22 protein-coding genes and 1 tRNA gene are annotated in these 26414 nt (G+C 66.3%); 18 read left to right on the top strand and 5 right to left on the bottom strand.

Annotated features, from left to right (window positions below; translation table 11 throughout):
- Positions 1–54: 54 nt before the first annotated feature.
- From J2X70_RS07160 to J2X70_RS07145, 4 genes are all read left to right on the top strand, one after another.
- Positions 55–5430, top strand: coding sequence for a DNA repair ATPase (locus J2X70_RS07160; RefSeq protein WP_309909608.1), 5376 nt, complete (start codon positions 55–57; stop codon positions 5428–5430).
- 5 nt (positions 5431–5435) lie between these two features.
- Positions 5436–6134 carry a hypothetical protein gene (locus J2X70_RS07155; protein WP_309909606.1) on the top strand — a complete coding sequence of 233 codons (699 nt, stop codon included), beginning with the start codon at positions 5436–5438 and terminating at the stop codon, positions 6132–6134.
- Positions 6135–6177: 43 nt separating this feature from the next.
- Positions 6178–7287, top strand: coding sequence for a toxic anion resistance protein (locus tag J2X70_RS07150; protein ID WP_032975007.1), 1110 nt, complete (start codon positions 6178–6180; stop codon positions 7285–7287).
- A 157-nt stretch (positions 7288–7444) separates the two neighbouring features.
- Positions 7445–8095: a hypothetical protein gene (locus J2X70_RS07145; RefSeq protein WP_244439058.1), complete on the top strand. Its 651-nt coding sequence runs from the start codon at positions 7445–7447 to the stop codon at positions 8093–8095.
- A gap of 51 nt (positions 8096–8146) precedes the next feature.
- Here the strand turns inward: J2X70_RS07145 and J2X70_RS07140 are convergent, their stop codons facing one another.
- Entirely contained in the window at positions 8147–9034 is an 888-nt protein-coding gene (locus J2X70_RS07140) for a LysR family transcriptional regulator (RefSeq protein ID WP_059064711.1), read from the bottom strand.
- Positions 9035–9130: 96 nt separating this feature from the next.
- Here J2X70_RS07140 and trpB point away from each other — a divergent pair, with 96 nt between their 5' ends.
- The 5 genes from trpB to glmM all read left to right on the top strand — a co-directional run bounded on the left by trpB (position 9131) and on the right by glmM (position 14281).
- The gene (gene trpB / locus J2X70_RS07135) at positions 9131–10348 is read left to right on the top strand and encodes a tryptophan synthase subunit beta (protein ID WP_032975005.1); all 1218 of its coding nucleotides are present in this window, start codon (positions 9131–9133) and stop codon (positions 10346–10348) included.
- Complete coding sequence (locus J2X70_RS07130) at positions 10345–11022, top strand: hypothetical protein (protein WP_059064710.1); 678 nt, start codon at positions 10345–10347, stop codon at positions 11020–11022. The genes trpB and J2X70_RS07130 overlap by 4 nt, the downstream gene beginning before the upstream one ends.
- A gap of 1 nt (position 11023) precedes the next feature.
- Complete coding sequence (gene trpA, locus J2X70_RS07125) at positions 11024–11833, top strand: tryptophan synthase subunit alpha (protein WP_309909601.1); 810 nt, start codon at positions 11024–11026, stop codon at positions 11831–11833.
- A 208-nt stretch (positions 11834–12041) separates the two neighbouring features.
- Positions 12042–12917, top strand: a complete 876-nt coding sequence (gene accD / locus J2X70_RS07120; protein WP_025876176.1) for an acetyl-CoA carboxylase, carboxyltransferase subunit beta — start codon at positions 12042–12044, stop codon at positions 12915–12917.
- Entirely contained in the window at positions 12917–14281 is a 1365-nt protein-coding gene (gene glmM / locus J2X70_RS07115) for a phosphoglucosamine mutase (RefSeq protein ID WP_025876178.1), read from the top strand. The genes accD and glmM overlap by 1 nt, the downstream gene beginning before the upstream one ends.
- A gap of 72 nt (positions 14282–14353) precedes the next feature.
- Here the strand turns inward: glmM and galE are convergent, their stop codons facing one another.
- The 4 genes from galE to J2X70_RS07095 form a co-directional block, all read right to left on the bottom strand.
- On the bottom strand, positions 14354–15361 hold the full coding sequence (gene galE / locus J2X70_RS07110) for a UDP-glucose 4-epimerase GalE (RefSeq protein WP_025876180.1): 1008 nt from the start codon (positions 15359–15361) through the stop codon (positions 14354–14356).
- Between the two features lie 70 nt (positions 15362–15431).
- On the bottom strand, positions 15432–16289 hold the full coding sequence (locus J2X70_RS07105) for a polysaccharide deacetylase family protein (protein WP_025876181.1): 858 nt from the start codon (positions 16287–16289) through the stop codon (positions 15432–15434).
- On the bottom strand, positions 16282–17421 hold the full coding sequence (locus J2X70_RS07100; RefSeq protein WP_180830897.1) for a glycosyltransferase family 4 protein: 1140 nt from the start codon (positions 17419–17421) through the stop codon (positions 16282–16284). The genes J2X70_RS07105 and J2X70_RS07100 overlap by 8 nt, the downstream gene beginning before the upstream one ends.
- A 19-nt stretch (positions 17422–17440) precedes the next feature.
- The gene (locus tag J2X70_RS07095; RefSeq protein WP_223482828.1) at positions 17441–19324 is read right to left on the bottom strand and encodes a sulfatase-like hydrolase/transferase; all 1884 of its coding nucleotides are present in this window, start codon (positions 19322–19324) and stop codon (positions 17441–17443) included.
- Positions 19325–19475: 151 nt separating this feature from the next.
- Here J2X70_RS07095 and J2X70_RS07090 point away from each other — a divergent pair, with 151 nt between their 5' ends.
- The 9 genes from J2X70_RS07090 to nuoE all read left to right on the top strand — a co-directional run bounded on the left by J2X70_RS07090 (position 19476) and on the right by nuoE (position 26410).
- Positions 19476–20453, top strand: coding sequence for a 2-oxoglutarate and iron-dependent oxygenase domain-containing protein (locus tag J2X70_RS07090; protein ID WP_309909595.1), 978 nt, complete (start codon positions 19476–19478; stop codon positions 20451–20453).
- An 854-nt stretch (positions 20454–21307) separates the two neighbouring features.
- Positions 21308–22063: a triose-phosphate isomerase gene (tpiA, locus tag J2X70_RS07085; RefSeq protein ID WP_309909593.1), complete on the top strand. Its 756-nt coding sequence runs from the start codon at positions 21308–21310 to the stop codon at positions 22061–22063.
- A 50-nt stretch (positions 22064–22113) separates the two neighbouring features.
- Positions 22114–22551 carry a preprotein translocase subunit SecG gene (gene secG / locus J2X70_RS07080; protein ID WP_025876192.1) on the top strand — a complete coding sequence of 146 codons (438 nt, stop codon included), beginning with the start codon at positions 22114–22116 and terminating at the stop codon, positions 22549–22551.
- A 51-nt stretch (positions 22552–22602) separates the two neighbouring features.
- A tRNA-Leu gene (locus tag J2X70_RS07075) sits at positions 22603–22687 on the top strand.
- A gap of 112 nt (positions 22688–22799) precedes the next feature.
- Positions 22800–23156, top strand: a complete 357-nt coding sequence (locus J2X70_RS07070) for an NADH-quinone oxidoreductase subunit A (protein ID WP_005414075.1) — start codon at positions 22800–22802, stop codon at positions 23154–23156.
- Positions 23147–23701 carry an NADH-quinone oxidoreductase subunit B gene (locus J2X70_RS07065; protein ID WP_025876198.1) on the top strand — a complete coding sequence of 185 codons (555 nt, stop codon included), beginning with the start codon at positions 23147–23149 and terminating at the stop codon, positions 23699–23701. The genes J2X70_RS07070 and J2X70_RS07065 overlap by 10 nt, the downstream gene beginning before the upstream one ends.
- Positions 23702–23734: 33 nt before the next feature.
- Positions 23735–24481: an NADH-quinone oxidoreductase subunit C gene (locus J2X70_RS07060; protein WP_025876200.1), complete on the top strand. Its 747-nt coding sequence runs from the start codon at positions 23735–23737 to the stop codon at positions 24479–24481.
- Positions 24478–25785, top strand: coding sequence for an NADH-quinone oxidoreductase subunit D (locus J2X70_RS07055; RefSeq protein WP_025876202.1), 1308 nt, complete (start codon positions 24478–24480; stop codon positions 25783–25785). Before J2X70_RS07060 ends, J2X70_RS07055 begins: the two co-directional genes overlap by 4 nt.
- 97 nt (positions 25786–25882) lie before the next feature.
- Entirely contained in the window at positions 25883–26410 is a 528-nt protein-coding gene (gene nuoE / locus J2X70_RS07050; RefSeq protein ID WP_309909588.1) for an NADH-quinone oxidoreductase subunit NuoE, read from the top strand.
- Positions 26411–26414: the final 4 nt, after the last annotated feature.

The following is a 26414-nucleotide window of genomic DNA, read 5'->3' as shown; positions in this document are numbered from 1 at the left end:
CCACCCGTGCCGGCCGCATCGACGGCCGGCCGTCCGTGAGCCGGAAACCTGCTGATGTCCGAAACCAAACCGTCCACCGAGTCCGCCGCACCAGAGGCTGCCGGCGATACCGTCGACCAGGCCGTAGCCCGGGGCGGCGCCTATGAAGTCCTGCGGCGCCGTCTCGGCGAGCAGGGCCAGCGCCTGCAGGCCGTTGCCGAGCAGCTGAACCGCCAGCGCCTGGCCGAGTTCGGCGACAGCCGCCTGGAGGTGGTCGGCCGTTTCCGTATCCGCAGCGAGAACAACTGTGTCGGCCGCGACATCGTCCAGGTCGGCCCGGATCGCCTGCTGTTCGGCTACAACGTGTTCATCGGGCTCAAGACCCAGACCCGCATCGAAGATGTGTTCGGTCTGTACCGGCTGGTACAGGGCGCCGATGGCTACGACGTCGCTGCCCTTGAACTGAGGGGCAGTTTCCTCGACCAGCCCGGCTTCGTGCATGACTTCAACGAGCTGTACGCCTACTACAAGCATGCGCGCCTGCTGCAGCTGATCGTGGTGGGCGACAAGCTGCTGGCCTCGTTCCAGATCGGTGAGCGCAGCAGCGACGTGCGCGTGTTCCGCTGGGCGTTGTCACGCGAAGGTGAACTGACCTATCTCGATGCGCGCGGCGAGCGTGACATCGCCTTGCCGCCACCCTTCGATTTCGAATGGACCCGCGCCACGCGCGACCTTGCCGTCAACGGCCGCCATTCGCATCTGAACATCCTCGATACCCTGTTCGTGGAAACCACCGGTGGCGATCTCACCATCAAGGTGGAGAACAACACCGAAACCGGGCAGGGCATCTACAGCGAACCGGTGGAGGACAGCACGCAGTCGCTGGACGATGCCCAGTTCGAGTTCGCCCGGGTCGGCTCGCTGGTGCTGCTGAAAGTGCTGCCCTACCGCGAAACCGAATGGCGCGGACTGATCTACAACACGCTTACCGGCGACATCGTGCGCAACGATGCCATCGTCCAGGCCTGCGTGCAGCTGCCCGAAGACCACGGCATCATCTTCCCCGGCGGCTATTACCTGCAGGGTGGCGAGCACAAGGCGTTCGACGCCTCGATGGATGGCATGCAGTTCAAGCGCAGCATCCGTTCGCCCAACGGCGAGGACGTGCTGTACATCTTCTACGAGCGCGAAGGCGGGCGTTCGGCGCTGTTCGTCTACAACACCATCCAGCGCGTGCTGCAGAACCCCGTGTTCGGCCACGGCTATGCCTTCATGCAGGACGGGCGCATGGTGCTGTTCCATGCCGAAGGCACCGAGCCGACCCGCATCCATCCGATGCAGGTCTGGCAGACGCCCTTCAGCAGCGATGAGTTCGCCGCCAGCCGTCCGCCCGGCAATACCTTCATGGGGCGCATCGGCAACGCCGAGCTGGTTCGCGGCATCTCCAACCTGTTCAACCTGGCGCGCGAGATCGACGGCCAGGATGTATCGGTGCAGCGCTACCAGCGCCTGGTCGCCGACACCCGGCGGCTTTTCGATGCGCATCATTGGCTGGGTGACGAGGCCTGCGATGGCGCCGAGGCCCTGCTGCGGCAGATCAGCGCCACCGGCGAATCGGTGCTGGACGAATACGAAAAGGTGCAGTCGATCCGCCAGCAGTCGGCCCAGGCAATGGCCGAGGCCGAGGCCACGCACAAGGCGCTGCTGGGCCGGCTGCAGCCGGAAAACTGGAACGAGGTGCAGGCCTTCGTCGAAGCGCTCAACGCGATCACCGCACTGCGCGGTCGACTGCTGACCATCCGCGAACTGCGCTACATCGATACCGCGCGCATCGAGGCGATGGCCGCCGAACTTGTGCAGGCGCACGACCGTGTCGGCGCCGCCACCGGTACCTTCCTTGCCGGCGATGCAGCACTGGCCCCCTTGACCGTCCGCATGCAGGCGCTGGACGAAGCCGCACAGCAGGCCGCCAGTGCACGCCAGCTGGATGAGCAGCTGGACGGCCTGCGCGGCATGGCCGGCGATCTGGACATGCTGTCCGAGCTGATGGCCGGACTGAAGGTCGACGATGCGACCGCGCGCACCCGCGTCGTCGAATCCATCTCGCTGCTGTACGGGCGCCTGAACCAGGCGCGCGCACGCGCCGAACAGCGCCGCAAGTCGCTGGGTTCGGCCGAAGCCGTGGCCCAGTTCGCCGCCCAGTTCGCCCTGTTCTCGCAGTCGATCACCAGCGCGCTGGCGATGGCCAGCGACCCTGAGCGGGCCGACGAACAGTTGTCGCGCCTGCTGGTGCAGCTGGAAGAACTGGAAAGCCAGTTCGGCGAGCACGAGCAGTTCCTCGGCGACATCCTGAGCAAGCGCGAAGAGCTGGTCGAAGCCTTCGATACGCACAAGCAGGCCCTGCTGGATGATCGCCAGCGCAAGGCGCGCTCGGTGCTCGATGCCGCCAACCGCATCCTTGATGGCCTCGGAAAGCGTACCGAGCGGTTCGGCACGGCCGACGAGCTCAACGCTTTCTTCGCCGGCGATCCGCTGATCCTCAAGCTGCGTGAACTGGCCGAGCGCCTGCGTGCGCTGCGCGACAACGTCAAGGCAGACGATGTCGAGGCGCGCCTGAAGGGCGTGCGCGACCAGGCCGTGCGCCAGCTGCGCGACCGCAGCGACCTGTACGAGGCCGGCGGCAACGTGGTCCGCCTTGGTCCGCGTCATCGATTCAGCGTGAACACCCAGGCGCTGGACCTGACCCTGCTGCCACGGGGTGAAACCCTTGCCATCCACCTCACCGGCACCGATTTCCTGGAGACCCTGCACGATCCCGAGCTTGATGCGCTCAAGTCGTTCTGGCCGGTGACCCTGGATTCGGAATCGGCAGCGATCTACCGCGGCGAATACCTGGCCGGGTGCCTGTTGCTGGCTGCGGAGGAGGGCCGCGATGGCCTGGACCTGGCCCAGCTGCAGCAGGATGCAGCCGAACCGGAAGCGCTGGGCCAGCGGGTCCGCGCCTTTGCCGCGCCCCGTTACCGCGAGGGCTACGAGCGCGGTATCCATGACCATGACGCCGCCCTGATCCTGCGCGCGCTGTTGCCGCTGCAGCAGGCCGCCGGACCGCTGCGGCATTCGCCCCATGTGCGTGCGTTGGCACTGCTGTTCTGGGCCGCGCGGCAACGCGATGAAGCCGTGGCGCAGTGGCCCGGCCGGCAGGCCGGTGCGGAGGCCATCGCGCGCCTGTTCGGTTCCGATGAGGGGCGCCAGGCCCTGCGTGCGGAAATGGCCAAGGCGCTGCATGACCATGCACTCGCGCATGCACTGCCGTTCGACGCCGCCGCCGCCGATGCAGCAGCGGCATACCTGGGCGAAGAACTGGTGGCCGGCGAGCCGGTGTTCAGCACCAGCCGGCACGCGCAGGCATTGCTGGACGCGCTGTCGCAGCAACTGGAGCAGGCGGGCCAGCGTGATGCGCTTGAACGTGCGCTGCAGCGCTCGCAGGATCCGCTGGCCATGCGTTGGGCATTGGCCGGGCAATGGCTGCGGGCGCTCGCCGGGCTGCCGGCACAGTCGGCGCATGCCGGCTATGTCGAAGAAGCAGCGGCATTGCTGCTGGTGCAGCGACAGCTGCGCACCCGTGCCAGCGATGCACCGCTGCAGGCGGAGGTCAGCGGCCTGCTGGGTGAACACGCCCGCATCCACAACGGCAGCCTGACCGTGTCGCTGGACGATTTCCTGGCACGCCTGCAGCATCACCTGCAGGCGTTCGTACCGGCCTTCCATGCCTATCAGGCGGTGCGCCAGGGCATCATCGGTCGCGAACGCGAAACCCTGCGGCTGTCGGAGTTCAAGGCCCGGCCGTTGTCGTCCTTCGTGCGCAACAAGCTGATCAACGACGTATATCTCGGCGTGATCGGCGACAACCTGGCCAAGCAGATGGGTACCGTTGGCGAGAACAAGCGCAGCGACCTGATGGGCCTGCTGATGATGATCTCGCCGCCCGGTTACGGCAAAACCACGTTGATGGAGTACGTGGCACATCGCCTCGGCCTGGTCTTCATGAAGATCAACGGCCCGGCGCTGGGCCACGAAGTGCGGTCGCTGGATCCGCAGCAGGCACCGGACGCCACCTCGCGGCAGGAGCTGGAAAAGCTCAACCTGGCGCTGGAGATGGGCAACAACACCATGCTGTATGTCGATGACATCCAGCACACGCACCCCGAGTTCCTGCAGAAGTTCATCTCGCTGTGCGATGGCACGCGCCGCATCGAAGGCGTATGGCGCGGCCGTACGCGCACCTACGACATGCGTGGCAAGAAGTTCTGCGTGGTCATGGCCGGCAACCCGTACACCGAATCCGGCGAAGTGTTCAAGATTCCGGACATGCTGGCCAACCGTGCCGACATCTACAACCTGGGCGATGTGCTCGGTGGCATGGAATCTGCCTTCACGCTCAGCTACATCGAGAACAGCCTGACTTCCAACCCGGTATTGGCGCCGCTGGCCACGCGCGAGATGGCCGACCTGTACCTGCTGGTCGACCGTGCGATGGGCAAGGATGTGTCCACCAACGGGCTGAGCCACGCCTACAGCGGCGCCGAGATCAACGAGATCACCGCCACCCTGCAGCGCATGCTGCAGGTCCGCGATGTGGTCTACAAGGTCAACCAGCAGTACATCGCCAGCGCTGCCCAGGATGACCGCTATCGCACCGAGCCGCCCTTCCGCCTGCAGGGCAGCTACCGCAACATGAACAAGCTGGCGGAGAAGATTTCGCCGGTAATGAATGACGACGAGCTGCAGCAGCTGATCTCCGACCACTACCTGGGCGAAGCGCAGCTGCTGACCACCGGTGCCGAAGAGAATCTGCTGAAGCTGGCCGAGCTGCGTGGCGTGCTCGATGAAGAACGCGCGCAACGCTGGGCGCAGATCAAGCGTGATTTCCTGCGCAACAAGGCAATGGGTGCCGGTGACAGTGATGTCGGTGGCCGCGTGGTCGCGCAGCTGGCCGACATCGCCAGTGCGTTGCAGCTGCCACCGCCACCGCCGGCAGAGGTGGCCGTCGCACCGGAGCCTGCGCCATGGCCCGCCCTGCTTGCAGCGCTGCAGCGCCTGGCCGATGCACGTCCGGCCAGCGCGCCGGCTGCCGCCGTACCGCAGGCCGCAGCCACGCCATTGGCCGAAGACCTGCAGGCTGGTCTGGCACCGCTGCTGCAGCTGCTGGTCGCCTCGCAGGAACAGCAGGTGCAGTTGTCGCAGACGTTGGCGGCGTTTGCCGGGTGGGCCCGGCAGCAGGTGACTGCCGATGTGGCCACGACCGACACGCGTCGTCGCCCGCGGGTGCGTCGTGCAGCGACTCCGGAAGAACGTGCGCTGGACGAAGCGCTGATGCGCCACTTCTACGGTGAATCATTGCCGCCGGAAACGGTGGCTGATAACGGCCCACGGCCGCCGCCACTGCCGTGACCTGCGTGCGCTCCCTGCCCGAACCCACGCTTCCGGCGCGCGCCGATGTGGCCACGCTGGCAGCGTACGGCAGCCACTTGCTGCAGGTATTGGCCGAGCCTGCACCGTTGCGGGCCGGCGCGGAAGGCGAGGGACTGGTGGCTGCGCTGGCGCGGATCGCATTGGCGTTGCAGGCCAGCGATCCGGCGCGCCTGCGCCGGCAGGAGAGCTGGTGGGGGCGCCTGCTCGGCCGTGACGTTGAACGCCAGGCACAGGCGCAGGGGCTGCAGGCGCAGCTGGGCGTGCTGGCGCTGCAGGCGCGCGAGCAGGCGCAGGGTCTCGCGCAGCGTGTGCAGCAGCGTGCCCGGGCCATCATCGACAACGATGCGGCTGCCGCCGCGTTGGAGGCCTGGGCCACGTTCGGCGCCGCGCAGCTGGCGACACTGCAGGGAGCTGCGCAGGTCGCGCTGGCCCCACGCGTGGACCATCTGCAGCGGCTTGCCACGCTGCGACGCATCGAAAGCGGGCAGTGGCGGCTGCTGCAGGAGCAGGACGAAGCCCTGCTGCAGCGCTTCGTCCGCATCCACGATGTCCTGCTGCCGGCCTGGCGCCAGGCCGCATTGGCGCGCCAGGCACTGGCGCAGGCTGCACAGGCTGAGCAGGCAGCCACGCTGCAGGCCCAGATCGACGACGAAGTAGCCGCTGCTCAGGCTAGACTGCCCTGAGCCGGCCGCCGCTGCCGCTTATCCACCGCAAGGACACTGCCCGATGACCCAGGACAGCCAGAACTCCGGCACGCTCGTGCCCGCCACCACGCCCGCCCCTGAACTTGATGACAGCACGTTGAAGGCCCTCGGCCTGGTCCGCGACGACCTGCCGCGCATCGCCGAAATCGGCCGCGAGCTGGAAGACCTGCGTCCGGGCAACCTGCAGGTGTTCGGCCGTGAGGCCGCCGCTCGGACAACGGCCTTCTCCAGCCAGCTGCTGGACCAGGTGCGCAACCGTGACCTCGACGCCAATGGCGAGAAGCTCGGCGAAGTGGTGCGCATCGCGCGCGAGCTCAAGCTGGATGGTTTTTCCCAGCGCTCGAAGGTGCCGTTGATCGGTGGCCTCATCGATCGCCTGCGTTCTTCCAAGGGCGAGCTGGTGCAGAAGTTCAGCGATACCAATTCGCAGATCGAACAGCTGCTCGGCGACGTGGGTGCGCAACAGGCGCTGATGGGCAAGCGGGTAAGCGATTTCGACCGCATGCATGACATCGTCCGCGAGGAGCGTCATGCGCTGGGCCTGTATGCCGCCGCCGGCAAGCAGCGCCTGGCCCAGCTGCAGTCCGAGCAGTTGCTGGGTCAGGGCAGCGATGACCCGCAGCAGCGCATCCGCCAGAGCGAGATCGACAATGCGATCCGCCTGATCGAGAAGCGTGTCTCCGACCTGCAGCTGATGCAGCACGCGGCTGACCAGTCGCTGCCGATGATCCGCCTGATCCAGGCCAATGCGCTGCAGCTGATCGAGAAGTTCAACACCGTCCGCGACATCACCATCCCCTCGTGGAAGCGTCAGTTCGCGATCCAGTTGTCGCTGGGCGAACAGAAGAACGCCGCCGAACTGGCCAATGCCATCGACGATGCGACCAATGAGCTGATGCGACGCAATGCCGACCTGATGCGCCAGGCGTCGGTGGACACCGCACGCAGCAACCAGCGCGGGGTGATCGACGTGGCCACGCTGCGCCACGTTCACGATCAGCTGATCGCTACCGTCGAGGAAGTGCGCAGCATCCATCGCGAGGGCATGCAGCAGCGGCAGCAGGCCGAAGTCGAGCTGTCGCGCCTGCGCGAGGACCTGCAGCAGCGCCTGGCGGCGCCGACGGCGTCGTAGCGGTCACCCTACATCCACCAGGCATCTGGCCTGACACCATGCACCCAACCTGCCACGGCTGGGTGCCAGCCGTGCGCGTTCCACCACCGCGCGACGTCTGCGGTGCGACATGCCGTCAATGAGGTTGCAAATGGATATGCCCCTTCTCCGTTCGCGCATGGCCCGCATCGCCGCTGTTCCAGGTTTGCTGCTCGCTCTGGCTGCGTGCGCCGCCGGAGAATCGTCGAGCCCGGCCACTTCGTCGCCAACCATTGCAACGGCGCCCGCCACTGCTTCGACGGCCGCACCCGTGTCTGCATCAGCATCGGCCGACAGCGGGTTGGCCGCGTTGATCCAGGCCAGCGGGGTGAAATGCAGCGACGCCAGCAAGGGCGCTGGCTGCACGGCGGGTGACGTCGACAGCGGTGATTTCTACGACGTCGAGCTTTCCCCGGCCTGTGGCGAACAGGGCTTCTTCGCCGGCGTTGCCGAGGATAAGGGCGTGGACACCCTGGACGCAGTGCCGAGCACCGGCAGCAGGGTTTCGACGACCGCAAGGCTGTCGAAAGGGCAGCTGGTCTGCGTACAGGCCATCGGTCGTGCCGGACAGAATCCGCTCTTCTATTACGTGGTCGCCATTCCCGCCGCAACGGTCGGCAAGTGCAAAGGCAGCGCGTTGTGTGAGACCTATGGTGACAGGCCCATCAGCGGCATGAAGGAAATGGGAAGCGAAGCCTGCCACGTGGCAGGGCCGGGACACTACGCTGGCAACTGCGCGCAGGGCTGGGTCAGTGCTGACGTGCTCGACCTGTTTTCTGACGGGATGTAATCGACGTCAAGCGAGGTTGCCCGCCGTTGCGGCACTTCGTGGCGGCGATCTTCACTTCAGCTGGGCTACCGCCCAATCGGCCAACGCGTCCACGCGCGCATCGACAGGGCCGTCCGGCCGCGCCAGCACCCAGAACCCGCCGGTCGCGGCAAATCCCCACGGTGCCACCAGCCGCCCGGCTGCCAGATCCTCGGCCACCAGTGGCTCAGGCGCGATCGCCGGGCCCAGCCCCGCTACCGCTGCTTCCAGCAGGTAGTACAGGTGTTCGAAGCCGGTGCCGAGCTGCAGCTGGGCCGGGTCCAGCCCGTGCGACTGCGCCCATGCAGGCCACGCCTGCGGGCGCGAACTGGTGTGCAGCAGCGTTTCCCGCAGCAAGGCCGACGGGGGGACATGGCGCAACCGCTGCGCCGCCGGGTGCGAGGGCGCCACCACCACACCCACCCGTTCCGGTGCCAGCTCGCGCACCTGCCAGCCGCGCGGCCATGGTCCCTGTGCCAGCAGCAGCACCGCATCCAGCGTGGCCTGCGCCTCGGTGAAACTGCCATCCAGGGCCGACCACTGCAGGCGCACGCCGGGCAGGGCAGCCTGCAGTGCCGGCAGCCGCGGAATCATCCAGCGCGCCAGCACGCTGCCGCTGCAGCCCAGCACCAGGGCCGGCTCTGCGCTTGGCCGCCGCAGTTCGCGCACGCAGTCTTCAATGCCGCCGAACGCCTCGCTGCAGGCCTGTTGAAGGCGGATGCCGGCGGCGGTCAGGCGCAGTCCGCGGCCGGCGCGCTGGAACAGGGCCAGGCCCAGATGGTCTTCCAGCAGCTTCAGTTGCCGGCTGATCGCGCCATGGGTCACATGCAGCGCCTGGGCCGCGCGGCCAACGCCGCCCAGACGTGCGGTGGCCTCGAACGCCCGCAGGGCATTCAAGGGCGGCAGCAGTGACGTGCTCATGTGAGATTTCCTGACGGGATAGGCCAGATAATATCCATTTTCCGGACACAATCCGTGCGCTAGAGTATCCACCTGTCTGAACGACCGGTCGTCTCCATGCCTGACTCTCCCATCGCCGATTTCCATGCCTTCCCTGACGCCCAGGGCCACTTCGGCCGTTACGGTGGCAGCTTCGTCGCCGAAACCCTGGTAGGCCCGCTGCAGGAACTGGCCCAGGCCTATGACCAGGCCCGCCAGGATCCGGCGTTCCAGCTGGCCTATGACCGCGACCTGGCCCATTACGTGGGCCGGCCGAGCCCGATCTACCATGCTGAACGATTGAGTGACCACGTCGGTGGCGCCCAGATCCTGCTCAAGCGCGAGGACCTGAACCACACCGGCGCGCACAAGATCAACAACACCATCGGCCAGGCGCTGCTGGCGGCGCGGATGGGCAAGAAGCGCATCATCGCCGAGACCGGCGCCGGCCAGCATGGCGTGGCCAGTGCCACCGTCGCGGCGCGGCTGGGCCTGGAGTGCGTGGTGTACATGGGCGCCACCGACATCGAGCGGCAGAAGATCAACGTCTACCGCATGAAACTGCTCGGGGCGACGGTGGTGCCGGTGACCTCCGGCTCGGCCACCCTGAAGGACGCCCTCAACGAAGCGATGCGCGACTGGGTCACCAACGTGCAGGACACCTTCTACATCATCGGCACGGTAGCGGGTCCAGACCCGTACCCGCGCATGGTGCGCGACTTCAACGCCATCGTCGGCCGCGAGGCACGCGAGCAGATGCTGGCCGAGTACGGTCGCCTGCCTGATGCGATCACCGCCTGCGTCGGCGGCGGCAGCAATGCGATCGGCCTGTTCCATGCCTTCCTCAACGACCGCCAGGTCGAGATCGTCGGCGCTGAAGCGGCCGGTGATGGCATCCACACCGGCCGCCACGCAGCTTCCATCGCCGCCGGCCGCCCGGGCGTGCTGCACGGCAACCGCACCTATGTGCTGTGCGACGACGATGGCCAGATCATCGAGACCCATTCGGTGTCGGCCGGCCTGGATTACCCGGGTGTAGGCCCCGAGCATGCGTTCCTGGCCGACAGCGGCCGTGCGCGCTACGTCGGCATCACCGACGAAGAGGCGCTGCAAGCCTTCCATCTGCTGGCCCACACCGAAGGCATCCTGCCGGCGCTGGAGTCCAGCCACGCGCTTGCGCAGGCGATGAAGCTCGCGCGCGGGCGTCCGCGCGACCAGATCGTGCTGTGCAACCTGTCAGGACGTGGCGACAAGGACGTGCATACCATCGCGGCGCGCGAAGGGCTGGTGCTGTGAGCGCACTGATGCGCAGTACGGGCGTGCTGCTGGTGCTGGGCCTGGCCGCGTGCCAACCGCCGGAGCCGCCGGTGCTGGCGCCGGCGGCCAAGGCTGCTGCGCAACCGGCGCAGCCGATGGCGGCCAACGATGACGTCGACCCGATTGCGAGCACGCCCATCGATGATCCACCGGCCTTGGCTGTGGTCTCCAGCGATGACGCGCCCGCCGTGGCGTCGGTGGCGCTGGATCATGCCGGCGAGGTGCTGATCGGCCAGCACATGAGCGACCTGAAGGCCTTCGGGCCGTGGAAGGCAATGGGCGCGGTCGAAGCCATCGGCGGCAGCTGCGAGTACTACGACGGGAAGGGGCTGCCGCCCGGCGTGTCGATGATGACCGACGAAGACCGCGTGGTCCGTTTCGATCTTGGTCCGGGCGAGGACGCCAAGGCGCCGGTCGACCAGCCGGGTCCGTTCGGACTGCGCATCGGCATGACGCGGGCGCAGGCGGTGGCGCAGTTCCCCGGCGCGCCGGTCTCCAGCCCGCATGCCTACGACGGCGATCAGGGCGAGTACCTGACCTGGCAGGATCCGGGTTCCGACCTGGGCATCCGCCTGGAGGTGTTTGAAGGGAAGGTCATCCTGATGTACTGGGGGACCAGCGAAGCGATTGAACTGATTGAAGGATGTGCCTGAGATGCCTGTTTCCCGACTCGATGACTGTTTCCAGCGCCTGCACCAGCAGCAGCGCAAGGCCCTGATCCCCTTCATCACCGCCGGTGATCCCTCGCTGGAAGCCACGGTGCCGGTGATGCACGCGCTGGTCCAGGCCGGTGCCGATGTGATCGAACTGGGCGTGCCGTTCTCCGATCCGATGGCCGACGGCCCGACCATCCAGCGCAGCTCCGAGCGAGCGCTGGCGCGCGGTGCCGGCAACCGCTACGTGCTGCAGGCGGTGGCGCAGTTCCGGCAACAGGACACGCAGACGCCGGTGGTGCTGATGGGCTATCTCAACCCGGTGGAGATCCACGGTTACGTGGCGTTCGCCGAAGCGGCGGTGGCTGCTGGCGTGGACGGCGTGCTGCTGGTCGACCTGCCGCCGGAAGAGGCCGGCGAAGCCCAACAGGCCTTCGACGCTGCAGGCCTTGCGCTGGTTCTGCTGGCATCGCCGACCACCAGCGAGGCACGCGCCGACAAGCTGCTGGCGCTGGCCCGTGGCTATCTGTACTACGTCAGCTTTGCCGGGGTCACCGGCGCCTCGGAACGACTGGACAGCGACGCGGCCAGCGCACGCCTGCAGGCGCTGCGGGCCAGGGCCAGCGTGCCGGTGGTGGCCGGCTTCGGCATCAAGGACGCAGCCAGTGCGGCGGCCATGGCGCGCCAGGCCGACGGCGTGGTGGTCGGCAGCGCACTGGTGGCGGTGCTGGCCGAAGCGACCTCCGCCGAGGATGCGGCGCAGCGCGCCGCAGCGTTCCTGGCTCCGCTGCGGCAGGCATTGGATCAGTAATGGTAGCGCCGGGCCATGCCCGGCGTTGGGGCGCGCAAGAATATCCGCCGGGCATGGCCCGGCGCTACCCGGCACCTAAACGTACGTCCCAGCATGGTTTTTTCCAGCGGGCCCAAGGCTGGGCAGGGGGTGCACGGGCAGGGAAAGCGGAGCTAGACTGTCCGCCTTTGCGGCCCCCGGGCCGCCCTGAACGGAAGTGTCCTCCCGCATGAGTTGGCTCAGCAAGTTGATGCCGTCTGGCATCCGCACCGACAACACCCCCAGCAAGAAGCGCAGCGTCCCCGAGGGCCTGTGGGAAAAGTGCAGCAACTGCGGCAGTGCGTTGTACCGTCCGGAGCTGGAAGAGAATCTGGAGGTCTGCCCGAAGTGCGGCCACCATATGGCCATCCGCGCGCGCGCCCGTCTGGCTGCGCTGTTCGACGCCGACAGCACCACCGAGATCGCTGCCCGCCTGGGGCCGACCGACCTGCTGAAGTTCAAGGACCAGAAGAAGTACAGCGAGCGCATCAAGATCGCGCAGAAGAACACCGGTGAGTACGACGCGCTGATCGCCATGCGCGGCCTGCTCAAGGGCCGTCCCCTGGTGGCCTCGTCCTTCGATTTCGCCTTCATGGGGGGCTCGATGGGCTCGGTGGTCGGCGAGCGCTTCGCCCTTGCCGCCGAGACCGCCGCCGAGATCGGCGCACCCTACGTGTGCTTCTCCGCCAGTGGTGGCGCGCGCATGCAGGAAGGCCTGTTCTCGCTGATGCAGATGGCCAAGACCTCGGCCGCGCTGGGCAAACTGCGTGAAGCCGGACAGCCCTACATTTCGGTGCTGACCCACCCGACCACCGGCGGTGTGTCGGCATCGTTCGCGATGCTGGGCGACATCAACATCGCCGAACCGCGTGCACTGATCGGCTTTGCCGGCCCGCGCGTGATCGAGCAGACCGTGCGCGAGAAGCTGCCGGAAGGGTTTCAGCGTTCGGAGTTCCTGCTCGAGCACGGCGCCATCGACCAGATCTGTGACCGCCGTGAACTGCGCGACCGCCTGGCCGACCTGCTGGCGATGCTGCGGCGTGAGCCGGCACCGGAGGAGGTTTGATGGGGGGCCGCAAGTACTTCGGTACCGACGGCATCCGCGGTCGAGTCGGCCAAGGGGCGATCTCGGCTGATTTCGTGCTGCGCCTGGGCAACGCCCTTGGCCGCGTGCTGGTCGCCCAGCGCGGCCAGGAGGGGCGCCGTCCGATCGTAGTGATCGGCAAGGACACGCGGATCTCCGGCTACATGTTCGAAGCCGCGCTGGAAGCCGGGCTGGTCGCCGCGGGCGCTGACGTGCAGCTGCTCGGCCCGATGCCGACGCCGGCCGTTGCCTTCCTGACCCGTACCCTGGGCGTGGACGCGGGCATCGTCATCAGTGCTTCGCACAATCCGCATTACGACAACGGCATCAAGTTCTTCTCCGCCCAGGGCGAGAAGCTCGACGATGCCACCGAGCTGGCGCTGGAAGCCGCATTGGACGTGCCGTTCACCACGGCCGTTTCGGAAAAGCTCGGCAAGGCCTCGCGTGCACGCGAGGCCGTCGGCCGTTACATCGAGTTCTGCAAGTCCAGCGTGCCGCGCGCGTTCGATCTGCGCGGTGTGCGCCTGGTGCTCGACTGCGCGCATGGCGCCACCTACCAGATCGCGCCGCTGCTGTTCCGCGAACTGGGCGCGGAGGTCATCGGCATCGGTGCCGAACCCAATGGCGTCAACATCAACGACGGCGTCGGGTCGACCCACATCGACAACCTCGCTGCCAAGGTGCGTGAGACCCGCGCCGACCTGGGCATCGCCTTCGACGGTGATGGTGACCGGGTATTGATGGCCGATGACCGCGGCAACCCGGTCGACGGCGATGACCTGGTGTACATCCTGGCGCGCGCATGGCAGGCCGAAGGGCGCCTGCGCGGTCCGGTGGTCGGTACCCTGATGAGCAACTTCGGTCTGGAAAAGGCCCTGGCCGAACTGCAGATTCCGTTCCAGCGCAGCAACGTCGGCGACCGCTACGTGCATCAGGCACTGGTGGAGGGAGGCGGCGTGCTCGGCGGCGAAGCGTCCGGCCATCTGCTGTGCCTGGACCGGGCCACCACCGGCGACGGCATCGTCAGTGCCCTGCAGGTACTGGTGGCGCTGAAGCAGCAGGGAAAGAACCTGCGCGAAGCGCTGCAGCCGTTGTCCAAGGTGCCGCAGAAGACGGTCAACGTGCGCCTTGGCGATGTCTCGGCCAAGGCCACCGTGCAGGCCGAGAGCGTGCAGGCTGCGCTGCTCGAAGCGCAGCAGGCGGTATCCGGTCGCGGGCGCGCCTTCCTGCGTCCCTCCGGCACCGAACCGGTGGTGCGGGTCACGGTCGAGGCCGATGACGCGACGCTGATGCAGGACACCCTGGACCGGCTTTCGGCGGCGGTCAGGACAGCGGCTGCGGCCTGAACCCTGTCGCTGGATCGAACCGACAACATGGCCGCTTGTGCGGCCATGTTGCTGTCTGCCGCAAGCAAGGCATCAGGCGCTGCGCGTCATCTCCGTCTGCCATTTCCAGGTGTCGCGGCACATGTCCGCCAGGCCATGGCGCGCGGTCCAGCCCAGCTCGCGCAGGGCCAGGGACGGGTCGGCAAAACTCACCGCGATGTCGCCAGTACGGCGACCGGTGATCCGGAACGGAATCGGCCGGCCGACGGTCTGCTCGAAGGCCTTGATCAGTTCCAGCACGCTGTGGCCCTGGCCGGTGCCCAGGTTCAGGGTGATGCTGCGGCGCTTGTCGCGCAGGTACTGCAGCGCCAGCACATGGGCCCGCGCCACGTCCTGCACATGGATGTAGTCGCGTACGCCGGTGCCGTCACAGGTCGGATAGTCATCGCCGAATACCTGCACTTCGGGCAGCAGGCCGGCGGCCACCTGGGCGATGTAGGGCATCAGGTTGCTGGGCGTTCCGTGCGGCAGCTCGCCGATCAGCGCGCTTGAATGCGCCCCCACCGGGTTGAAGTAGCGCAGCGTTGCCACATGCAGCGACGTATCGGCGCCGACCAGGTCGGACAGCAGCTGCTCCACCACCAGCTTCGAACGGCCATAGGGCGTCATCGCGCAGGTCGAGGCCGTTTCGGCCACCGGGCAATGGTCCTGGTCGCCGTACACGGTTGCCGACGAGCTGAACACGAACGTGCCCACGCCGGCGTCGCGCATGGCGCCGAGCAGGGCGAGGGTGCCGCTGATGTTGTTGTCGAAGTAGTCCAACGGCATCTGCCGCGATTCGCCCACCGATTTCAGCGCGGCAAAATGCAGTACCGCATCGATCGAATGCTCGCGCAGCACCGCGGTGATCCGCGCACGGTCACGCACGTCGGCCTGTACGAACAGCGGCGCGATGCCGGTGATGTCGCCGATCCGGCCGATCACCCCGGCGTCGCTGTTGCACAGTGAATCGACGACGACCACCGCATGGCCCTGCTGCTGCAGTTCCACGCACGTGTGGGAGCCGATGAATCCAGCGCCGCCGGTAACCAGAACGTTCATTTCCTGTAGTCCTTCCACTCTGTTGGAGCTTCCTTGCCGAAGCTGTGCCAGCCCAGTGCTGGCAGCGCCATCACGGCCCCGGCACCATCTTCTTCTGCCGCGCCTTGAAGCCGTTGAACAGGGGGGCGATCAGCGGGTTGTAGCTCCACGCGATGCGCTTGCGCAGCCAGCTTGCCGGCCGGTTGCGGATGGCGAAGCGGTAGATGCGCTCGGGATCGCCGCCGACCACGTTGCGGCCGAACGGATGGGTGGTATGCAGGTAGCGGAAACCCTGCTCACGCGCCACTTCGATATAGTCCTGGTCGAAATCGCCGTACGGCCAGCACAGGGTGTCCGACACTTCGCCCAGCTTCTCCAGCAGCACTTCCTTTGCCATCGACAGGTCGCCACTGATGCCGGCGCGGCGCTGGGCGCGATCCAGGTCCTGGCGGCGCAGCCAGCGGGTGTGGGTGTGGGTATGGCAATGGATCTCGAACGTGCCCGCCTCGATGGCCGCACGTGCTTCGCTCCAGCGCATCATCACCTCGTCACTGCGGCCCTGCTTGTAGATCAGGTCTTCGCAGGCGCGATGTTCGGGCGTTTCCGGCAGCGTGGCGCCGGCGATGCCGGCATGCGGGCGCATCGGCCCCTCGTGCATCCAGCCGGTCACCACGAACACCACCGCGTGCATGCCGTACTTCTGCAGGATCGGATGGGCGTAGACCCAGTTGTCCAGGTAGCCATCATCGAAGGTGATCACGATCGATTTGCGCGGCACCGGCTTGCCGGCCAGGAAGCCGGCGTACTGGTCCAGCGTCAACGAGGTCCAGCCGGTGCGCGCCAGCCAGGCGATCTGGCTTTCGAAATTCTCCGGCGACACCGTGATCATGCCGGGCGAGTTGCTGACGTGGTGATGCATCAGCACCGGTACGGTTCTGGCATTAGCCATGACCCAGCTCCTTCATCCATTGGTGGTAATAGTGTTCGGTGGCTTCAGCGTGGCCCTCGGGGCTGAAACGCTTGGCGCTGCGGATCCAGTCCCAGCCGGAACGTCCCATCTGCCGGCGACGCTCGGGATCGTCCACCAGCAGCCGCAACGCGCCGGTGAGGGCGCCGCTGTCACCCAGTCGAGTGAGGATGGCATTGCTGCCTTCCACCAGCATTTCAGGCACGCCGCCGACCCGATGCGACACGATCGGCAGGCCGGCCTGGGCCGCTTCCAGGAACACCGTGCCCGATGCTTCCTTGTGTGTGGCCAGGGCGAAGATGTCAAAGCCGGGCATCAGCTGGCTGGCATCGCTGCGGAAGCCCAGCAGATGGACCTGGTGCTGCAGGTCGTGCTCGGCGCACGTGGCCTGCAGGCGCTGCATCACTGCCTGGCCATCGCCGACCACCACCAGATGCAGGCGGGGATTGGCCTTGCACAGCGGCACCATGGCCTGCAGCAGTTCGGCGTGGCCCTTGGGTTCGCGCAGCACGGCCACGCAGCCCACTACGATGTCCTGTTCGTCGAATCCGAGCTCGGCGCGCACGCGTGCGCGCGCCTCCTGCAACGCCTGCCAGGAGGGCTCATGCGTGGCGTCGGTTGGCGCAACCGCCATCGGCGGCACGATGCCGATGTGATCGGCGGGAATGCCACGGTCGGCCAGCAGTTGCTTGACGAAATTGCTCACCGTGATGACCCGGTGCGGCAGGCCGGTGTAGGTCAGCAGCGAATTCACCGGGCTCATCAGGTGGCGCGAGCGCACTACCAGCGGTGTGCCGCCCAGGCGTGCGCCCGCGGCGGCAATCAATGCATCGCGACGGCTGGTGGTGTTGACCACGTCGTAGCGCTCGCGGCGGACCAGCCGTGACACCGACCAGATGCCGCGCAGCAGCCGGGCCAGGCCGCCCATGCGCAGCGTATGCACGGTGAAGCCATCATCGCGCGCGCGCTTTGCCAGGCGCGCGTCCGGCTGGCACAGCAGGGCGACGTCATGGCCGCGCGCGCGCATCACCTGCATGTGGCGGAAAATGTAGATCTCCTGCCCACCCATGCCTTTGGCGGCTTCGGTATGCAGGATGCGCAGCGGACGGTTCATGGTGGATCGGTCCTTGGATTCAGCGGTTGCGGAAGCGCGTCAGCGCTTCCCATGCCGCGCGGATGCTGGCGGCGTCGGGGGTCTGTTGCGGCAGGGGGCGGTAGCGCGCATCGAGCGCGGTGGCGTTGCCGAATTTGTCGAACACGTAGATCGCCTCGCCATTGCGCACCGCACGCTGCGACCAGCTTTCCACCACCAGCGCACGCTTGCCGGTCGGTGCAGCCAGCAGGTCGTGGCCGGTGCTGTAGTCGGTCAATGCGTTCTCGCAGCCCAGGCCGTGGCGCATCAGCGTCGGCACCCAGTCTTCATGCGAACTGACCCGCGCGTCGCGGCCGCCACCCTGGCCGGGCCAATGCAGCACGAAGGGCACCTGCAGCTGGTGGTTGGAGAAGTTGCCGTTGTGGCCCCAGTAGTTGAGTTTGAGGTCGTTGAATTCCTCGGCGTGGTCACCGGTCACCAGCACGATCGTGTCCTGGTCCAGTCCCTGCGCACGCAGGTCATCCAGCAGCGATCCAATCAGGCTGTCGGCGTAATGCACCGCGGTGTGATAACGGTTCAATTCCGGCGTTGGATCGTGCTCGGGGCCGAACTTGAGAAAATCGATGGCATCGGCCATCGGCGTAGCGAGCGGCGGATAGCCGGCCGGCATGTGGTAGGGCGCGTGGGTGGAATCGAGGAACACGAAACCAAACCACGGGCGCTGCGCAGCCTGGCTGGCGCGGATGTCCTTCTGCAGTCCAGCGACGATGGCGGCATCACGGCCGTCGGAGGTCAGTTCGGACGGCCCCTGGTGCAACTGGTCGCGGACATCGGCGAACGCTGTGCGATCGAACTCCGGGCTGTACAGCGGCGCGCTGCCATACAGATGCAGGTCATAGCCCTGCTGTCCCAGCACCTTGAACAACTGCGAGCCGCGCTGCTCGTCGAGCATGCTGGGCCAGTAGCCACCCGGCAGGCCGTACAGCAGCCCGAACAGACCATAGCGGGTGGCGTTGCCGGTGCTGAAATGATGCTCGTACACCCGCGAGGACCGGGCCAGCGCCGAGGCGTTGGGCATGAACTGCGGGGTGAGCACGTCATGGCGCAACGACTCCAGTACCACCATCAGCACGTTCGGCCGCTGGTGGCTCTGGCAGCGAAGGGGCTGCAACGGATAGTTGAGCTGGGCATGGCGCGGATCGGGCAGGCCGACCTGATGCTGGCTGACCACACCGAAGCGGCGCATCGCGCTCTTGGCGGTGATCGGCTGCGCCCATGGCAGGTAGTTCCATTGGCTGATCACCGCGCGTTCGCCGAGCGCGTCGTAGTAGGCAGTGGCGACCTGGCCGCCGCCCATCAGCAGGGCAACCACCGCCCAGGCCTGCAGTACCCGCCGCCGCCGTGGCGCTGCGGGCAGCAGCTTCCAGCACGCCCAGGCCAGCAGGCCCTGCGCGGCGAAAATCGCCGATACCAGAGCCGCCGCCTGCAGCCAGGTCTTCCAGGACAGGCTGACCTGATCCTGCAGGGCGCCGCCGAACACCATGTTGGCAACCATCGCGTTGAGGTGGAAGCGATACAGCGCGAAGACCTTGGCATCCACCAGCAGCAGGCACAGCCACAGGCCCTGGCAGATCACCGCCGAGACGCTCAATGCGCGCGCGCTGCGCGGCCACAGGCCGATGGCCAGCGGCAGCAGGCCAGCCAAGGCACCGAACGCGAGCAGGTGGCCAGGCAGGGCGAACGCCAGATAAGCCAGGCCGAGCGTGCCGCCGGGGTTATCGCGTAGCGGCACGTTGCCCAGCGCGATGAGCGCGGCCAGTACGGCGTTGGCGGCCACGAACAAGGACCACCAGGCCAGCCGGCGCCAGCGTCGGGCAGGGCCGGAAATAACAGCGGCGGTGGCGTCGGGCAGGGCGGCATCCATGGCGGGGCGGGTTCAGGTGGGCAACGGGGCGATTCCCGGCGTGACGAAGTCGTTAAGCCGCGCGCGGGTGGCGCATTGTATCGGTTTGTTTCAGCGTGTCGGTGGCGTGTTCCGATCTATCTGTCACAATGTTCAGATCGGTCGCCATTGCATGGCGGGCCCGTACCGACTCAACGACAAGCTAGGAACCGCTGTGAGCCAGATCCCCACCCTCGACATCACCCGTTTCGACAGTGACCGCGACGCCTTCGTGGCCGAGCTGGGGGCGGCATATCGCCAATGGGGGTTTGCCGGCATCCGCAACCACGGCATTCCGCAGGCCGACATCGATGCGGCCTACGACGTCTTCAAGGCCTTCTTCGCACTGCCGGATGAGACGAAGCGGAAGTACCACGTGGCTGGCAGCGGCGGCGCCCGCGGCTATACCCCGTTCGGTGTGGAGACCGCCAAGGGCTCCAAGCACTTCGACCTGAAGGAGTTCTGGCACATCGGCCGCGAGATCGCCGACGACTCCAAGTACCGGGACGTGATGGCGCCGAACCTGTGGCCGTCCGAGGTCGAGGGCTTCCGCGAGCGTGGTTACGGCCTCTACCAGGCGTTGGACAACCTGGGTTCGCGCGTGCTTTCGGCCCTGGCCCTGCACATCGGCCTGCCGGAGCACTTCTTCGCCGACAAGACCAATTTCGGCAATTCGATCCTGCGCCCGATCCACTACCCGCCGATCACCACCGACGACATTCCCAACGTGCGCGCTGGTGCGCATGGCGACATCAACTTCATCACGCTGCTGGTCGGTGCCAGCGCGGCAGGCCTGGAAGTGCAGTCGCATGACGGGGACTGGGTGCCGTTCACCTCGGACGCGGACACCATCGTGGTCAACATCGGCGACATGCTGCAGCGCCTGACCAACCACGTGTATCCGTCGACCATCCACCGGGTGGTCAATCCCCCGGGTGAGCTGGCCCGTCAGCCGCGCTATTCGGTGCCGTTCTTCCTGCACCCGAACCCGGATTTCCTGATCGACGTGCTGCCTTCGTGCATCACTGAGGAGAACCCGAGCCGGTACCCGGAACCGATCACCGCGCACGGCTTCCTCGAAGAGCGCCTGCGCGAGATCAAGCTGAAGTAACAAAAAGGCCGCCGAAAGGCGGCCTTCTTGTTACGGCTAGCGCCGGGCCATGCCCGGCGAGCGCGGCGGAGGGGTTTCGGCAGGGTTGCACCCTGCACCCGCAGAGGCCAAAGCCAAGGCCAAAGCCAAAGCCAAAGCCAAAGCCAAAGCCAAAGCGGCTCTGGGTTTCTGTGGGTTGGGCGGGGCGGTGTGGGCTGGCAGGACACGCCGTAAACCCATCCCTGGGGGCTCGATGGCGCCTTGCTCGTGTGCGCTGTCCTGCGCACACGGCAAGACCGGGGTTGGGCGTCCTGCCCAACCCGCCCGAGGCATGCCTCGGGCCCATGGCGCCAACGGTCCTGCCAACCCACACCGCCCCGCCCCCGACAATTTCCCGCGGCTGTTGGTAGGTGTCGACCTTGGTCGACACGATCTATCCATTTATCCACGCCATGCGTGGATGAGATCTGTCAGGTCTCGAAGCAGGAAGGGGTTGAAGCTCTGCTTTCGCTTTTGGGGGTCAGATCCCGGCGGCCGCCCGGGATGCTGCCTTTGCCTTTGCTCTTCTTTTTTCTTTCCGTGGCGGGCGGAACCGCCGGAATGTGTCAGGGGGCCGGGTGGGTGGGGCTGCGCAGGGGCGTGAGCCGCATGGATGCGGCGACCGAGCTTACAGGGACGTACTTGCAGCGACCCCTGCGCAGTCCCACCCGCCCGGCCAACCCCGCAAATCCACCCGGGGCTCTCCGCGACCAACCTAAACCCGCCACGAGGGGCTGCGCCGTTGGCTGAAAATCCATGTAACCGCTTACACGGAAACGGTTTTTTGCCGCAGCAGGTATCATGGGCGGCTGAGTTCACACAGGAGCCACCCGCTCATGCGCCGCAAGATCGTCGCTGGAAACTGGAAGCTGCACGGCAGCCGTCAATTCGCCACCGAACTGCTGGGGCAGGTCGCTGCCGGGCTGCCCAAGAGCGGGGTGGAGGTGGTCATCCTGCCGCCGATGCCCTATCTGGGTGAGCTGGTCGAAGACTTCGGCGAGACCGGCCTGGCCTTTGGTGCACAGGACGTCAGCAGCAACGAGAAGGGCGCTTACACCGGTGAGGTCTGTGCGGCCATGCTGCATGAGGTGGGTGCCCGCTATGGTCTGGTCGGCCACTCCGAGCGCCGCCAGTACCACAACGAGAGCAGCGAACTGGTCGCGCGCAAGTTCGCTGCCGCCCTGCATGCCGGCCTGGTGCCGGTACTCTGCGTCGGTGAAACCCTTGAGCAGCGCGAGGCCGGGCGGACCGAGGCGGTCATCGCCAGCCAGCTGGCCCCGGTGCTCGAGCTTGTCGGGGCCGCAGGCTTCGCCAATGCTGTGGTCGCCTACGAGCCGGTCTGGGCGATCGGAACCGGCCGTACCGCAACCAAGGAGCAGGCGCAGCAGGTGCACGCGTTCATTCGTGGCGAAGTCGCGCGCATCGATGCTAGAATTGCTGATTCACTGCCCATTGTTTACGGCGGTAGCGTGAAGCCCGACAATGCCGGGGAACTGTTCGCGCAGCCGGATGTCGATGGTGGGCTGGTTGGTGGTGCCTCCCTGGTGGCCGCCGACTTCCTGGCCATCGCAGAGGCGGCGGCAAACAATTAGTTACGGTTGCCGGCTAGCCGCCGGCACTCTAGTCCGAGGGCGGATTTCCAATGCTGATGTTGATCCTCAATGTCGTCTACGTGCTGGTTGCCGTAGCCATGGTCGCGCTGATCCTGATGCAGCGTGGCTCGGGTGCGGCGGCAGGTTCGGGCTTTGGCGCTGGCGCCTCGGGGACCGTGTTCGGTGCGCGTGGCGCGTCCAACTTCCTGTCCAAGTCGACCAAGTGGCTGGCCGTGGTGTTCTTCGGCATCAGCCTCTTCATGGCCTGGTACGCCGGCCATGGCAACCGCCCGGCCGCCGATCAGGATCTGGGTCTGATGTCCGCCCCGGCGGCCAGCGCTCCGGCCGCTCCGGCGGGCGAATTGCCGGCCGTTCCGAAGGCCGATGCGGTCCCGGCCGCCCCGGTTCCGGCCGCAACTGTGCCGGCTCAGGCGGAATCTTCGGTTTCTGGTGAAGAAAAGCCTTCGGAAGGCTCCCAGAAAGACTGAAGCCGGTTACAATACGCGGCGCATCGGGAAGATAGTCTGATGTGATCGTTTGCCCAGGTGGCGGAATTGGTAGACGCACTACCTTGAGGTGGTAGCGACTTAGGTCGTAGGGGTTCGAGTCCCCTCTTGGGCACCATTTAGTAAGTAAAGCGGGTTGGTCTGGCGCGCAAGGCGCCAGGCAGCTTCCCGTCCACTCCCCCATGCCAAAGCGCCTGCAGGCGCAGCGGCAGAGGCAAGAGAGAATCGCTGTGCTGGCCGAATATTTGCCGTCTCTGCTGTTTCTGATCGTTGCCACCGGTATCGGCATTACGCTGATGCTGGTTGGTCGATTCCTCGGTCCCCGCCGCCCCGATCTGGAAAAGCTGTCGCCGTACGAGTGCGGCTTCGAAGCCTTCGAAGACGCGCGTATGAAGTTCGACGTGCGCTACTACCTGATCGCGATCCAGTTCATCGTCTTCGACCTGGAAATCATCTTCATCGTGCCGTGGACGCAGGTCTTCATGGAGCTTGGCGCGCGTTCGCTCGTCACCATGGGTCTGTTCGTCGGCATGCTGTTCCTCGGTTTCATCTATGTCTGGAAGAAGGGAGCGCTGGAATGGGAGTGATTCAGACTCTCGATGGCCTGATGACCAATCCTGTCCCGGAAGGGCGGGTTGACGACATCCTGCGGCCGGAAGGCGACAACCCGCTGCTGGAAAAGGGCTTTGTCACCACCAGCGTCGATGCGCTGCTGAACTGGGCACGCACCGGCTCGATGTGGCCCATGACCTTCGGTCTGGCCTGCTGTGCGGTCGAAATGATGCACGCAGGTGCAGCGCGCCTGGACCTTGACCGCTACGGTGTGGTGTTCCGCCCGTCGCCGCGCCAGTCCGACGTGATGATCGTCGCCGGCACCCTGGTCAACAAGATGGCCCCGGCGCTGCGCAAGGTCTATGACCAGATGCCCGACCCCAAGTGGGTGATCTCCATGGGCAGCTGCGCCAATGGCGGTGGTTACTACCACTATTCCTATTCTGTGGTGCGCGGCTGTGATCGCGTGGTGCCGGTGGACGTCTACGTCCCGGGCTGCCCGCCGACCGCCGAGGCGCTGGTGTACGGGATCCTGCAGCTGCAGAAGAAGATCTGGCGTACACAGACCATCGCCCGCTGACCCCTTCACCTGACAAGAGCGCGCCAAGCCCCCATGGCAGAGCAAGCATCCTTCATCGACCGACTCTCCGCACGTTTCGCTGGTGCGAAGGTCATCGTGGTCGAACCCCGCGGCGAAGTGACGCTGGAAGTGCCTGCCGCTGAGTGGCACGCCACCGCCCTCGCGCTGCGTGACGAGTTTGGTTTCGAGCAGGCCGTGGACCTCTGCGGCGTCGATTACCTCGGTTATGGCTCCGATGAGTGGGACACCGCCGACGTGTCCTCGCAGGGCTTCAGCCGCGGTGTCGAGGGCAAGGCCCAGGGCCGCTTCGCCTGGGGCGAATTCCCCAGCGAAGAGAGCGCCGACGGTGCCCGTCCGCAGCACATGCCGACCCAGCGCTTCGCCGTGGTCGCACAGCTGCGTTCGTACCAGCACAACCTGATGATGCACCTGCGCTGCTTCGCGCCTGACGAAGCGCTGCCGGTGGTGTCCTCGCTGACCAGCATCTGGCCGGGCCTGAACTGGTTCGAGCGCGAGGCGTTCGATCTGTATGGCGTGATCTTCGAAGGTCACCCGGACCTGCGCCGGATCCTGACCGACTACGGTTTCGTCGGCCATCCGTTCCGCAAGGACTTCCCGCTGATCGGCAACGTCGAAGTCCGCTACGACGAAGAAAAGAAGCGTGTCATCTACGAACCGGTCACCTCGGTGGAGCCGCGCGTCGGCGTGCCGCGCGTGATCCGCGACGACGCCCGCCTGCAGACCGCTGCCGGCGAGCGCTCGCAGGAGGCAGTGAAGTGAGTCACGTACACCAGGCCGGCGAAGCATTCGCCAGCAATGCTGCCGAAAGCCGGCAGGAAATCCGCAACTACACCATGAACTTCGGCCCGCAGCATCCGGCCGCGCATGGTGTGCTGCGCCTGATCCTGGAGATGGACGGCGAGACCATCATGCGTGCCGACCCGCACGTGGGGCTGCTGCACCGGGGCACCGAGAAGCTGGCCGAATCCAAGCCCTTCAACCAGTCGATCGGCTACATGGATCGCCTGGATTACGTGTCGATGATGTGCAACGAGCACGCCTACGTGCGCTCGATCGAGACCCTGATGGGCATCGAGGCGCCGGAGCGCGCGCAGTACATCCGCACGATGTTCGACGAGATCACCCGCATCCTGAACCACTTGATGTGGCTGGGTTCCAACGCGCTCGACCTGGGTGCGATGGCGGTGATGCTGTACGCCTTCCGCGAGCGCGAAGAGCTGATGGACTGCTACGAAGCGGTCTCCGGCGCGCGCATGCACGCGGCGTACTACCGTCCGGGCGGTGTCTACCGCGACCTGCCGGACCACATGCCGAAGTACAAGGAATCGCGCTGGCACAAGGGCAAGGCCCTGAAGAACCTCAATGCCTCGCGCGAAGGTTCGCTGCTGGACTTCCTGGAGAACTTCACCAATGAGTTCCCGGGTCGTGTCGACGAATACGAGACCCTGCTGACCGACAACCGTATCTGGAAGCAGCGTACCGTCGGCATCGGCGTGGTCACCCCGGAGCTGGCCCACCAGTGGGGCATGACCGGCGTGATGCTGCGTGGCTCGGGCGTCGCCTGGGATCTGCGCAAGAAGCGCCCCTATGCGAAGTACGATGCCGTCGATTTCGACATCCCGCTGGGCAAGGAAGGCGATTGCTACGATCGCTACCTGTGCCGCGTTGCCGAAATGCGCGAGTCCAACCGCATCATCAAGCAGTGCGTGGCATGGCTGAAGGCCAACCCCGGCCCGGTCATGGTCAAGAACTTCAAGGTCGCTCCGCCCAAGCGCGAGGACATGAAGGACGACATGGAAGCGCTGATCCATCACTTCAAGCTGTTCAGTGAAGGCTATTGCGTGCCGGCCGGCGAGACCTACGCCGCGGTTGAAGCGCCCAAGGGCGAATTCGGCTGCTACCTGGTTTCCGACGGCGCCAACAAGCCGTTCCGCGTACACCTTCGTGCGCCGGGCTTTGCCCACCTGTCCTCGATCGATTCGATCGTGCGCGGCCACATGCTGGCCGACGTGGTGGCGATGATCGGTACCTACGATCTGGTGTTCGGCGAGGTTGACCGGTAATGCCGTCCGCCACGCCAACGCCCGCTGCAGGCAGCCGGCGCAAGCCGGCGCCGCAGTTTCTGCAATTTCACGTTATGCATTTCGCTGAGGTCGGCCGATGAAGGCGACAGGTAATTTCGAGGCGGCGCGCGACGTCGACCCGATGGTGGTGTTGAGCGACAAAACCCGCGCTCACATCGATCACTGGCTGTCCAAGTTCCCGCCGGACCGCAAGCGCTCTGCCGTGCTGCAGGGTCTGCATGCTGCCCAGGAGCAGAACCAGGGCTGGCTGACCGACGAGCTGATCGCCGGCGTGGCCAGGTACCTGGACCTGCCGCCGGTGTGGGCCTACGAGGTTGCCAGCTTCTACTCGATGTTCGAGACCGAGAAGGTGGGCCGCAACAACGTGGCCATCTGCACGAACATCAGCTGCTGGCTCAATGGCGCCGAAGACATCGTGCGCCATTGCGAGAAGAAGCTGGGCATCAAGAACGGTCAGTCGACCGCTGACGGCCGCGTCTACCTCAAGCGCGAGGAAGAGTGCCTGGCCGGCTGCGCGGGTGCACCGATGATGGTCATCAATGGTCACTACCATGAGCGTCTGACCCTGGAAAAGGTCGACGAGCTTCTGGACGGGCTGGAGTAAGGGC

This window comes from Stenotrophomonas sp. 1337 (assembly GCF_031455455.1).
In the GTDB taxonomy this organism is placed as follows: domain Bacteria; phylum Pseudomonadota; class Gammaproteobacteria; order Xanthomonadales; family Xanthomonadaceae; genus Stenotrophomonas; species Stenotrophomonas indicatrix.
Note: the sequence above shows the minus strand (reverse complement) of the source record. Positions and strands in the feature narration are given on the sequence as shown.